The organism is Marinibaculum pumilum, assembly GCF_042646425.1.
GTDB lineage: Bacteria > Pseudomonadota > Alphaproteobacteria > Ferrovibrionales > Ferrovibrionaceae > Marinibaculum > Marinibaculum pumilum.
The window spans coordinates 75,284-87,151 of sequence record NZ_JBHRTR010000020.1; the positions used below are offsets into that span (position 1 = coordinate 75,284).

Annotated in this window: 12 protein-coding genes; all 12 read right to left on the bottom strand. The window is 70.7% G+C overall.

Features of this window, described 5'->3' with window-relative positions; all coding sequences use genetic code 11:
* Window positions 1-171: 171 nt before the first annotated feature.
* Window positions 172-1,497: a transaldolase gene (locus ACFOGJ_RS08040; protein WP_379899335.1), complete on the bottom strand. Its 1,326-nt coding sequence runs from the start codon at window positions 1,495-1,497 to the stop codon at window positions 172-174.
* Window positions 1,498-1,538: 41 nt separating this feature from the next.
* The gene (locus ACFOGJ_RS08045) at window positions 1,539-2,159 is read right to left on the bottom strand and encodes an SIS domain-containing protein (protein WP_379899336.1); all 621 of its coding nucleotides are present in this window, start codon (window positions 2,157-2,159) and stop codon (window positions 1,539-1,541) included.
* A gap of 58 nt (window positions 2,160-2,217) precedes the next feature.
* On the bottom strand, window positions 2,218-3,456 hold the full coding sequence (locus tag ACFOGJ_RS08050) for a TIGR00180 family glycosyltransferase (RefSeq protein WP_379899337.1): 1,239 nt from the start codon (window positions 3,454-3,456) through the stop codon (window positions 2,218-2,220).
* Window positions 3,457-3,493: 37 nt separating this feature from the next.
* Complete coding sequence (locus ACFOGJ_RS08055) at window positions 3,494-4,252, bottom strand: cephalosporin hydroxylase family protein (protein ID WP_379899338.1); 759 nt, start codon at window positions 4,250-4,252, stop codon at window positions 3,494-3,496.
* Window positions 4,253-4,268: 16 nt separating this feature from the next.
* Window positions 4,269-5,207 (bottom strand): NAD-dependent epimerase/dehydratase family protein, encoded by a 939-nt coding sequence (locus ACFOGJ_RS08060; protein WP_379899339.1) that lies wholly within the window; start codon window positions 5,205-5,207, stop codon window positions 4,269-4,271.
* A 4-nt stretch (window positions 5,208-5,211) separates the two neighbouring features.
* On the bottom strand, window positions 5,212-5,787 hold the full coding sequence (rfbC, locus tag ACFOGJ_RS08065; protein WP_379899340.1) for a dTDP-4-dehydrorhamnose 3,5-epimerase: 576 nt from the start codon (window positions 5,785-5,787) through the stop codon (window positions 5,212-5,214).
* Between the two features lie 9 nt (window positions 5,788-5,796).
* A complete protein-coding gene (locus tag ACFOGJ_RS08070) occupies window positions 5,797-7,059 on the bottom strand; it encodes a methyltransferase domain-containing protein (protein WP_379899341.1) in 1,263 nt (420 codons plus the stop codon).
* A complete protein-coding gene (locus ACFOGJ_RS08075) occupies window positions 7,056-8,066 on the bottom strand; it encodes a GDP-mannose 4,6-dehydratase (protein ID WP_379899342.1) in 1,011 nt (336 codons plus the stop codon). The genes ACFOGJ_RS08070 and ACFOGJ_RS08075 overlap by 4 nt, the downstream gene beginning before the upstream one ends.
* 53 nt (window positions 8,067-8,119) lie before the next feature.
* The gene (gene rfbF / locus ACFOGJ_RS08080) at window positions 8,120-8,890 is read right to left on the bottom strand and encodes a glucose-1-phosphate cytidylyltransferase (protein ID WP_379899343.1); all 771 of its coding nucleotides are present in this window, start codon (window positions 8,888-8,890) and stop codon (window positions 8,120-8,122) included.
* Window positions 8,887-10,290 carry an ABC transporter ATP-binding protein gene (locus ACFOGJ_RS08085; RefSeq protein ID WP_379899344.1) on the bottom strand — a complete coding sequence of 468 codons (1,404 nt, stop codon included), beginning with the start codon at window positions 10,288-10,290 and terminating at the stop codon, window positions 8,887-8,889. The genes rfbF and ACFOGJ_RS08085 overlap by 4 nt, the downstream gene beginning before the upstream one ends.
* Complete coding sequence (locus ACFOGJ_RS08090) at window positions 10,274-11,101, bottom strand: ABC transporter permease (protein ID WP_379899345.1); 828 nt, start codon at window positions 11,099-11,101, stop codon at window positions 10,274-10,276. Before ACFOGJ_RS08090 ends, ACFOGJ_RS08085 begins: the two co-directional genes overlap by 17 nt.
* A 280-nt stretch (window positions 11,102-11,381) precedes the next feature.
* On the bottom strand, window positions 11,382-11,868 hold a 487-nt coding region (locus ACFOGJ_RS08095; protein ID WP_379899346.1), incomplete at its 5' end, for a lysylphosphatidylglycerol synthase domain-containing protein.

The window sequence follows — 11,868 nt, forward strand, 5'->3', positions numbered from 1 at the left end:
CGGGATCGCCGCGGACCGGTCCGACCGGCGGCGGCGCAGGGCTTGCAGTCAGGGGCGCGGCGACCGCGCCCGGCGTCAGGCTCCCGGCCGGGCGGCCGGGGCCACCCGTCGGGAGCGATCAGGGGAGGGGGCGGTTCCGGCCGGCGCCGCCCCGGATGGCAGGACCGAGGGCTACTCGGCGGCCTCGGCCTTGCCGGTCTCGATGCTGTAGCCGGCCGCCGTGGCGTCCTTGTGGAACATCTCCACCGTCTCCAGGGAGAAGGCGTCGAGGTCCTTGCCGACGGTCTTCAGCTTGCCGAGGATGTCGTTGGTCACGGTGATGATGCCGCAGCCGACCTCGTCCGCCTGGATGATGTTCAGCACCTCGCGCGGGCTGGCCCACAGGAGCTCGGCCTTCGGCCGCGCCTTCAGCACCTCGTGGCATTCCTTCATCAGCGGCACCGGGTCGACGCCGGCATCGGCCACCCGGCCGGCGAAGACGGAGACGATCGCCGGCGTCTCCGGCGCCAGGGCCTCCGCGATCGCCTTCACCTGGTCGACGGTGAAGACCGCGGTGATGTTCAGCACCACGCCGGCCTTCGACAGCTTCGCGATCACCGGGCCGGTGAAGACGCCGCGGGTGTTGGTGACCGGGATCTTGACGTTGACGTTGTGGCCCCAGGTCGCGATCTCGCGGCCCTGGGCCTCCATCTCGTCCAGCTCGTCGGCGAACACCTCGAAGGAGATCGGCCGGTCCGGGATCGCCTCCAGCACCTGCTTGGCGAAGGCCTTGTAGTCGGTCACGCCGGCCTTCTTCATCAGGGTCGGGTTCGTGGTGAAGCCCTTGATGTGCGGCTGGGCGTACATTTCCTTCATGCCGGCCAGGTCGGCCCCGTCGGCGAAGATCTTGACCTTCAGGTCTTTCAGGTTGGGCATCGTCCGCGCTCCTCGCTTTTCGGCTCTGCGGCCTTTCCGCTTGCGCCAGTCCTCGGCGGTCAAACTCAAGATGATGTCGGCGGCCTGCAGCAGGTCCGCGCAGACGGCGTCCGGCACCTTCAGGGGCGGTTCCGGCCAGCCGTGGTTCACCAGGATCGTGTAGCAGCCGGCATTCTGGCCGGCGCCGACGTCGCGCCAGCGGTCGCCGACCATGATGCTGGCGTCCAGGTCGATGTCGAATTCCCGCGCCGCCTCCAGCAGCATTCCGGGCTTCGGCTTGTAGCAGGTGCAGGCCGGGCCGTCCTCTTCCCAGCACACCTTGATCGCATCCAGCGGCAATTCGGCGCGGAGCCGGTCGTGCATCGCCTCCACCGTCTGGCGCGGCTGGATGCCGCGGGCGACGTCCGGCTGGTTGGTGGCGACGATCAGCAGCCAGCCGGCCTCCTTCAGCCGCTGGCAGGCCTCCGCCACGCCCTGCATGATCTCGAACTGGCTGAGATCCAGCGGCGGGCGCGGCTTGCCGTCGGCAAGGAAGGCCCGGTTCAGGACCCCGTCACGGTCGAGGAAAACGGCGCGCTTCATCGGGCGCTTTCCTTCCCTGTCGCTGCGAAGTCCGGCCGGGCTCAGCCGGCCGCCGCGACCGCCGGCTGCGTCGCGCTCTCCCACTTCGTGCCCTTGGTCTGCAGCACCGGGTGGGAGACCAGGCAGTGCCAGACGACCGCCTGGAAGGCTTCCGAATGCGGGGTGATCCGCTCCGGCACGGGCGCCGGCACCACGACCACCGCGTCGCCCACCTTGGCGGTGTAGCCGGTGGAGCGGCCGACGATGCCGAAGATCTTCATCCTGCGGGCCTGCGCCTCCTGCACCGCCTTCACCAGGTTGGCGCTGATGTTGCGCTCCGCATCGCCGCCGCCGACGGAGAAGACCAGGATCGCATCCTTCTCGTTCGCCTTCGACACCGCCATCCAGGCGGCGAAGACCGTGTCCCAGCCCTCGTCGTTGGTGCGGGCGGTCAGCTCCGACACGTTGTCGGTGGGGGCATAGGCCTCCACCCCGCAGAGCTTGCGGAAGTCGTTCACCGCATGGCCGCAATTGCCGGCCGATCCGCCGACACCCAGCAGGAACAGGCGGCCGCCGCCCTCCCGCACCGCGGCGATCCCCTCGGCGATCTTCTCGATCATGCCGGTGTCGATCTCGCTCGCGATCTGCGCGGCTTCCTTCATGTATGTGGCTGCATGGCCCATTGTGTCATCTCCCGACCGAAGAACCGTTGTCCGCAATCCCGCCCGCCGGCCACGCGCCTCAATCCGGCGCGTCGCAGGCCCAGTACCTGTCGATGGTCGCGATCAGCGACCGCACCTGCGCATCCTCCGGCACCGGCGCCCCGGTGCCCGAGGGCAGCAGGAATTCCTGCCCCAGGGTGAGCCGGGCACCGCTGCGCGGCAATGACACATGTTCATCCGTTTCCACCGGACGGCGATGGTCCCGGGTCAGCCGCCGCAGCGCCCGATGCCCGATGCTCGCCCCGCGGCGGCGCAGCGCAGCACCGCGGCCGGGCCGCCAGGGCCGCAGATGCCGGCCACGCGCCCGGCCCGCGCCGCGCGCCCATTTCCGCCACACCGCGGCCAGTGCCTCGCCGTCGGCCGCCCTGCCCCGCCGCGCCGCGATCAGGTCGTCGACCGCGCCGGACGACAGGAAGCCGCCCAGGTAGCGCAGCAGCAGCAGGTCGAAGCGCGCCGCTTCGGGCCCGTCGCCGGGCACCGCCAGCACCTGCGCCAGGATGCCGTCGCGGAAGCTGCGCATGCCGTCGACCAGGCGCATCGGCCGCCGCGCCATGATCTCATGCGGATGCCAGTCGCTGAACCCCGGCAGGTCGACGACAAACCGCCCGTAGCCCCATTCGTTCCGCCGGCCGATCGGCCCGGCCGCCGCGCTGGCCACCGACAGCCAGAGCTCCTGCCACAGCGGCTCCGCCTCCGCCGGCATGGCGGCGAAGGCCGCCTGCAGCGCCGGCCGCCGGTAGACCGCGTAGAACGGCGCCTCGTAGGCGGCGAACAGCGCCTCCAGCCGGGTCCAGCGGTCCGCCGCGGAAAGGTCGTCCCGCCAGTAGGCCGCCGATTCCAGCGCCAGGCCGTCCGGCCGCTCCGCCAGGTAGAAGGACCGCCCCTGCACCGCGACCCGGCCATCGTCCGGATGCGCCGCCAGCTCCGCGACCGCCGCGTCCAGGGCCTCCGGCACCACCAGGTCGTCGTCGGCACAGAAGGAGGCGGTGTCGCCTTCCGCCGCGGCGGCCAGGGCGCCGTACTTCACGAAGGCCGGCATCTCCTCCGGGAAGTCCAGCAGCTCGACCGCCAGCCTGCCCGCCACCGCCGCCACGGCCTGCCGGTTCGCGGCCCGGTTCTCCGGCCGGCTGGAATCGCCGACCAGGACCTCCGCTGCCAGCGGCCCGGCGGCACCGTCCGGGCCGCCCGCCAGGAAGCGCAGCAGCCGCGCCAGCTCCCGCGGGCGGTTGTAGGTCGGGATCAGCAGCTGGTGCCGCATCCCGCCCCCCGGCGCGCTCCCCGGCCCCGATGGGCCGTCAGGCCTTGCGGCGCAGCCAGGCGTCCGGCCAGCCGGTCAGGTTGCGGTCCAGGTCGCTTTCGTTGAAGTCCCATTCCGGCTGCACGATCTCGAACTCCGGATGCGCCGCGGCGAATTCCCGCGCCGCCGCCGCCGGATTGTCGTCCTTCCATTCCGGATGCCCGCGGGGCACGTCGTGCAGCACCTCCATCAGCCCGTCGGTGGCGACGATGTAGGAACCCGGGGTGACCAGGTGGTGATAGGCCTGCAGCTCCTTCGCCACATGCCCCTTGGTGTGGTTGGAATCCAGGATCACCAGCACGGTGTCGCCGGGTCGGATCGCCTCCGCCGCCTTGTCGACGATCTCCTTCGCGGCGGAATCGCCCTCGATCAGGGTGATCATCGGCTTCAGCTCGTGCGCCTCCAGCGCCGCGCGGTTGTGCGGCCGGATCTCGATGTCGACGCCGACCACCCGGCCGTCATGCCCCATCGCCTTGAACAGGCTGGCGTAGTAGATCAGCGAGCCGCCATGGGCGATGCCGGTCTCGATGATCACGTCGGGCCGCAGGCGGTAGATCACCTCCGCGGTGCGGATCATGTCCTCGGGATGCTGGATGATCGGCCGGCCCATCCAGGTGAAGGTGTAGGAATATTTCTGGTTCCAGCTGGTCTTCATCCACAGGTCGGCGACCAGGTCGTAGGCCTCCCGGCCGTAGAGGTCCAGCGCCTTGCCATCCACCGTCAGCGACTTGGCGTCGGTGTCGATCTCGATCTTCATGCAGTCCGCATCCCGTTCATTGTGCCGCCGCCGACGGCGGATCCAGTCTCGTCTTCCAGTCCGCTATGCAGCGCTCCAGCCCGTCGCGCAGGCCCGTCCGCGGCTGCCACCCGGTGACCTTCCGCAGGCGGTCGACCGACGCCACCAGCGCCGGCGGCTCGTGCGCCGGGGCGGCCCGCGCGCCGAAGCGGACCAGGTCCGCCCCGCCGGCGATGGCGGTGATCGTCTCGATCACCTGCCGCAGGCTTGTATCGACGCCGCTGCCGACATTCACCGGCCCTTCGGCTTCCGCGTCCAGAAGCCGCACCAGGGCCTCCGCCACATCCTCCACATAGATGAAGTCGCGGATCTGGCGGCCGTGCGTCGTCTCCACGACCTCCCCCTTCAGCACCGCCTGGATCACCGAGGGGATCAGCCGGCCCGGCGGCTCGCCGGGACCGTAGGGGAAGAACAGCCGCGCCCAGCCGGCGCGGCCGCCATGGGCCTGGGCCGCGGCCAGCAGGCCTGCGCCCATCGCCACCTTCGCGCGGCCATAGACGGTGTCCGCCTCCACCGGGGTCTCGCCCTCGCGGCAGGCGGCGCGGTCGCCGCCATATTCGGCACAGGTGCCGACCCCCAGGGCATAGCGTCCGCCGGCGGCATAGAAGGCCTCCGCCATCGCCGCGCCGGCCGACAGCCAGTGCAGGTTCTCCGGCGCCGACCAGAACTTCCCCGGCGTCGCGATCCAGGCCAGGTGCAGCCAGCGGCCGGGCCGCAGCTCTGCCATCAGGCCCGCCGCCGCCTGCGGGTCGGTCAGGTCGACCGGCCGCCAGTCGACGCCGTCCCGCCCTTCCGGCGCGCGGCCGGGCGACGCGGTCGCCACCACCGCCAGGCCGCGGTCGCGCAGGCGCGACAGCACGTGGCGGCCGACGAAGCCGGTCGCGCCGGTGAGCAGGATCGTGTCGCCGTCTGCCATCGGTTCAACCGGCGCCCGTGCGCATCGGGGCGGCCAGGCTTTCCGGCGGCAGGCTGTCGAAATCCGGGTAGGACAGGTCCTTGTCGGAGATCACGATATCGCCCGGCGGCCAGTCGATCGCCAGGGCAGGATCGTCATGGCGCAGCCCGGCGCCGGCCCCCGGCACGAAGGCGGTGCCCATCTGGTAGAACACCTCGGTCGCGTCGGCGAGGGTCTTGAAGCCGTGCGCGAAGCCTTCCGGCACGTAGAGCATGTGGCGGTTCTCCGCCGTCAGTTCCGCCGCCACCCATTGCCCGCGGGTCGGACTGCCGGGGCGCAGGTCGACGATCACGTCATGGATCGCGCCGGCGGTGCAGCGCACCAGCTTCGCCTCCTCGTGCGGCGGGCGCTGGAAATGCATGCCGCGCAGGGTCCCCTTCCGCGCATTGAAGGAAATGTTGCACTGGGCGAAGCCCGGCTTCAGGCCGTGCGCGGCGAATTCCTCGGCGCAGAAGCTGCGGGCGAAGAAGCCGCGCTCGTCGCGGATCGGCTCCGGCCGGATCAGCCAGGCGCCGGCCAGGGCCAGCCGTTCGAACTGCATGCCGGCGGCTCAGACGATCCGCGGCTCGGGCACCGGCAGGATGAACTTGCCGCCGGCTTCGCGATAGGCGGCCTGCTGCGCCAGGATCTCGTCGGCGAAGTTCCAGGTCAGCAGCAGGCAGTAGTCGGGGCGCCGCTCCAGCAGCACCTCCGGCGACAGGATCTCCAGGTGGGTGCCCGGGGTGAAGCGGCCCTGCTTCACGGTCGAGCGGTCGACCACATAGTCCAGGGTCTCCGCACCGATGCCGAAGAAGTTCAGCAGGGTCGCGCCCTTCGCCGAGGCGCCGTAGGCGGCGATGCTGCGCCCTTCCGCCTTCAGCCGCGCCAGCAGCGCCTTCAGCTCCTCCCGCAGGGCCGCCACCTTGTCGCCGAAGCGGGTGTAGTAGGCGGCGCGGGTCAGGCCGATCCGCTCCTCCTCCGCGAACAGGTCGGTCACCGCGCGGGCCACCGGACGGCCCGCATGGCCGACGAAATAGCGCAGCGAGCCGCCATGCAGCGGGATCGCCTCGACATCCGTCAGGGTCAGGCCGTGGCGGGCGACCAGCGCTTGGAACGGCGTCGCCGCGTGATAGAAGAAATGCTCGTGATAGACCGTGTCGAAGGCGCAGCGCTCCACCAGCTCGCGGACATAGGGCGCCTCGATCACCGCCACCCCGTCGGGCTTCAGCACCGCCTTGATGCCGGCGAAGACGCCGTTCACGTCCGGGATATGGGCGATCACGTTGTTGGCGTGGATGACGTCGGCCTGCACCCCTTCCGCCGCCAGGGTCGCCCCCAGCGCCCGGCCGAAGAAGTCGACCCGGGTGGTCACCCCCTTCTTCTCCGCCGCCGCGGCGACATTGGCGGCCGGCTCGATCCCCAGCACCGGCACGCCCAGCCGCAGGTAGTGCTGCAGCAGGTAGCCGTCATTGCTGGCGATCTCCAGCGCCAGCGATCCCGCGCCGAGGCCGCGGTCGGCGACCAGCCGCTCCACCAGCCGGCCGGCGGAGGCCACCATCGCGTCGGAGAAGGAGGAGAAATAGGGATAGTCGGAGAACAGGATCTCCGGCCGCACCGTCTCGGTGATCTGCACCATGCCGCAGCCGCCGCAGAACACCACCTTCAGCGGAAAGCGCGCCTCCGGCTGCTTCAGCTCCGCCTGCTCCAGCAGGGCATTGGCCAGCGGCGTGTCGCCCAGGTCCAGCACGTCGACCAGGTCGGCACTGCCGCAGGAGCGGCAGGCCGTGATCGTCTCGCTGGCGGGGCCGCTTTCCTTGATCGCCGCGATGCTCATGCCGCCTCCAGATAGTCGCGGTACCAGCCGATCGTCTTCTTCAGCCCCTCGTCCAGCCCGAAGCCCGGTTTCCAGCCCAGGGTCTCGCGCGCCTTGGTGGCGTCCAGGTACTGGTGCGGGATCTCGTTGGACGCCTCGTTGCGGACATCCGGGTCCAGGTTCGAGGTCATGTGCCCCAGGATCCGGTCGACCAGTTCCCGGGCGCTCTGCCGCTCGCCGGTGGAGAAGTTGAACGCCTCGCCCGCCAGGTCCTTGCGGTGGGCCAGCTGCTCCGCCAGGGTCAGGTAGGCGCCGACCGCGTCCTCGACGTAGATATAGTCGCGCACCAGGGTGCCGTCGGAGCGGATCACCGGCCGCTCGCCGCGCACCACGGAACGCACGGTGCCGGGCACGATCCGGTTCCAGTTCAGGTCGCCGCCGCCGAAGAAGTTGCCGCAGCGGGTCACCGCGGCCGGCACCCCGAAGCTGCGGGCGTAGGACTTGGCGATGATGTCGCTGCAGGCCTTGCTGGCGTCGTAGGGAAACACCGCCTGCAGCGGCGTGTCCTCGCGGTAGGGCAGGTCGGTCACCTCGCCATAGGCCTTGTCGGAGGAGGCGAGCACCACCTCGGAAACCTTCGGGTTCAGCCGGCAGGCCTCCAGCAGGCGCCAGGTCCCGGCGATGTTGCTTTCCCAGGTGGAGACCGGGTTGCGGTTGGCGATCGGCACGATGGTCTGCGCCGCCAGGTGGATCACGGTGGCGATCTCGTACTCCGCCAGGGCGCGGGTCAGCAGCTCCTGGTCGCGGATGTCGCCGCGCACCACGGTGACCCGCTCGATGGTGCCGTCCTTCACCAGGGCGGAGCCCGGCACCCAGTCGCGCACCAGGGCGACGACATCGGCCCGCAGGTCCAGCAGGGTACGGGTCAGCGCCGAACCGACCAGGCCGGTGGCGCCGGTGACGAACACCCGGCGGTCGCGCCAGAACGCCTTGCGGTCGACACCCGCCGGCTGCGTCGTGATGGTCATGCTTGAGATCCTGCCGCTTCCGCTGCTGCCACTTTCCACCGCTTCCCGGCCCGTCACCACTTCAGCCAGGGCGCCCTGCCGCTGTCCCAATGCGCCTCCAGCTGGCGCTTGTCGCGCAGCGTGTCCATGCACTGCCAGAATCCCTCGTGGCGATAGGCCATCAGCTGGCCCTCCTCGGACAGCTGCTCCAGCGCGCTGTGCTCCAGGCTGTCCTCGTCGCCGCCGATATAGTCGATGATGCCCGGTTCCAGAACCATGAATCCGCCGTTGATCCAGCCCTCGCCGATCTGCGGCTTCTCGATGAAGGTCTCCACCTTGCCGGCATCGTCCAGCGCGATGCCGCCGAAGCGCGCCGGCGGCCGTACCGCGGTCACCGTCGCCAGGCGGCCATGCGACCTGTGGAAGGCCAGCAGCGCCTTCAGGTCGACATCGGCCACGCCGTCGCCATAGGTCAGCATGAAGGTCTCGTTGCCGATCCAGTCCTTCAGCCGCTTCACCCGGCCGCCGGTCTGGGTGTTCAGCCCGGTTTCCACCAGGTGCACCTTCCACTGCTCCGGCGGGCCGTCATGCTGCGTCGTCTCGCCGGTCTTCAGGTCCAGGGTGTAGCTGCCGCCCAGCAGCTGCAGGTCGAAGAAGAAGCGCTTGATCACCGCGCCCTTGTAGCCAAGCGCGACGATGAACTCCTCGAAGCCGGCGGCACCGTAGATCTTCATGATGTGCCACAGGATCGGCCGCCCGCCGATTTCCACCAGCGGCTTGGGGACAACCTGCGTCTCTTCCGCCAGGCGGGTGCCGAACCCGCCGGCCAGTAGCACTGTCTTCATCGATCCTCTGCCGCCTCAGCTCTGTCAGTGTCGGTTTCAATTTCCGGCCCGCTCCGCAGGCCGCCGCCGAGATGCCGCACCTGCCATGGCAGGGCGGGCCGTACCACCCCGGGAAACTCGCCGCCATAGGCGCCGCGGACCGAATCGCCGTCCAGGCTGTCCACCACCTCGAAGGCCACCGCCTCGCGGGCATGGGCATGGACCGTGACCGGCTCCAGGGTGGACAGGGCGGCATCGACGATCACCAGCCCCTCGGCCAGGAAATTGCCGGGGATCGTCAGGGTGGCGGAAATCTCGCCCGTCCCCTTCGGCGCCGCGCCGGCGGCCTCCACGCTGATGAACAGGCAGGTCCCCGCCTCGTTGAAGAAATGGAGGTTGGCCAGCGGCCGCGTGCCGTCCCGCAGCACCCGGTAGGTCACCTCGATCTCCACCGGCTGGCGGATATCCACCATCCCCGGCGCCGCGCCGGTGGTGCCATCGCCCGGCTGGCGCACCCGCACCGACCGCAGCCGCGCGACCGCATCGCCCGGCGCGGCGGCCTCGTCCGGCCAGTCCGCCGCAGCCTGGGTCCCGGCATCGCCGCGCAGGTAGCGGGCAACGACCTCGCCGGTCGGGCCTTGCATCGCCAGGCGGCCGCCCTCCAGCAGCATCGCCTGCGGGCAGAGCCGGGTGACCGAGGTCATGGCGTGCGAGACGAAGACCACCGTCCGGCCCTCGCGCGCCACCGCATCCATCCGGCCCAGGCATTTGCGCTGGAAGGCGGCGTCGCCGACCGCCAGCACCTCGTCGACCAGCAGGATCTCCGGTTCCAGATGTGCCGCCACCGCGAAGGCCAGCCGCGTATGCATGCCGCTGGAATAGCGCTTCACCGGGGTGTCGAGGAACGCCGCCACGTCGGCGAAGGCCGTGATCTCGTCGAAGCGGCGGCGGACATCCGCCCGGCTCATCCCCATGATGGCGCCGGCCAGGAAGATGTTCTCCCGCCCCGTCAGCTCCGGATGGAAGCCGGTGCCGACCTCCAGCAGCGCGCCGACCCGGCCGCGCAGCCGCGCTTCGCCTTCCGTCGGCGGGGTGATCCGCGCCAGCAGCTTCAGCAGGGTGCTCTTGCCCGCGCCGTTGCGGCCGATCAACCCGACCACGGCGCCGCGCGGCAGGACGAAGTCGACCTCCCGCAGCGCCCAGAACGTCTTTCGCCCGCCGGCATCGCCGCCACCGGGGCGGCCCGCCAGCCGCCGGGCCAGGGCCCGCGCGCCGCCGGCCAGGCTGTCGCGCAGGGCACCATAGGGGGCGTCTTCTCCCAGGCGATAGCGCTTGCCCAGGCCGCTGGCGCGGATCGCCCAGTCGCTGCCGCCGGCGCTGCCGCCGGCGCTGCCGCCGGCAAGTTCAGATCCGGTCGGCAAAGCGCTGCTCCATCGCCCGGAAATAGGCCAGGCCGCCGATCAGCAGCACCGCCGTGACGGCGATCCCCGGCAGCAGGATCCAGGTCGCCGCAGGTGCGCTTCCCAGCATCGCCCAGCGGAAGCATTCCACCACCGGCAGCATCGGGTTCAGCGCGTAGAGCCAGAGCCAGTCCGCCGGCACCAGGGCCGCCGGATAGAGGACCGGGGTCATGAACAGCCAGGTCTGCGCCAGGAAGGGCAGGACGAAGCGGACGTCCCGGTACAGCGCATTGGCAGCCGACAGCCAAAGCACTGCGGCGAAGGAAACCAGGGCCGCCCAGGCCAGGATCGGCAGGGCGAGCAGCGCCGGCCAGCCCGGTACCGCGCCGTAGGCCAGCATCAGGACGACCAGCAGGGCGAGTGCCAGCAGCGCGTCCAGCAGACCCGCCGCAGTCGCCGATGCCGGCAGGAGCAGGCGCGGCAGGTAGACCTTGGTGACCAGCGCCGGATTGTTGGTGACGCTCAGCGCGCCGTCGGTCAGCGCGCGGGAGAAGGTCTGCCAGGGCACCATCGCGGCGAAGGCGAACAACGGATAGGGCAGGTCGCCGGTATCGACCTTTGCCACCCGGCCCAGCAGGAAGCTGAAGATCGCCACCGTCAGCACCGGCTGCAACAGCACCCAGGAGATGCCGATCGCCGTCTGCTTATAGCGGATCGCGACGTCGCGGACGACCAGGGCGCGGAACAGGTCGCGGCGCTGCCAGGCCTCCGCCAGCTCGCGCAGGGCCAGGCCGCGCGGCGGTGCGATTCGCGTTTCCTGCGGCTGGGTCAACAGGGTCGGCCGATGATTGTTCCGATGGTTGTGGTTGTTCCGATGGGTATCGCCCGGTGCCGCGGCCGGCGCGCCACCATAGCTACCGCACTTCGGGTGAAAGCGGCCCGAAGCGCAAACCTCACCTGTCCCGTGCCGCGGCACGTCAGGGGCTCGTCTCTGTTTTCGATCGCTGCCGTCAGGGCCGGACGGAGTGGGATTCGACTGCCCGGCCGGCCTCCGCAACGCGGCGCCGTGATACCGTGTTCATGGCGTGAACGTCAACCGTCTTGGTTGCGGTTCAATCCCGTGCAGCGCCGCTGGAAATGCCGGCCATGGCAAGGTCCCGGCGGCGGCGTTCCTCCCGCCCCAGGATCCACAGCGGCAGCCCCGGCAGCGCCACCAGCAGGCTGACCAGACCCAGCAGCACCGAGATCGCCACCGCCTGTGTCTCATTTGCGCCGACCGCGGTCAGAAGGCTCAGCGCGGCGACCTCGCGCACCCCCCAGCCGCCGATCGAGATCGGCAGGACGGAGGCGAGGATCAGCGGCGGCACCACCAGCAGATAGGCGTCGGGCGGGATCGCCGCGCCCACCGAGCGGCCAAGCAGCCAGATCGTCACGCCGAGGCTGGCATAGGAGACCAGCCCGTTCAGCAGCAGGACCAGCGAGGTCGCGGGCCGGAACAGCAGGATGCGCAGGTCTTCCGCCAGGTCGTGCGCCCAGCGCACCGACCGCCGCCGCAGCCAGCCCGGCGGCAGCCGCTTCGCGGCAAGCAGGATCGCGCCC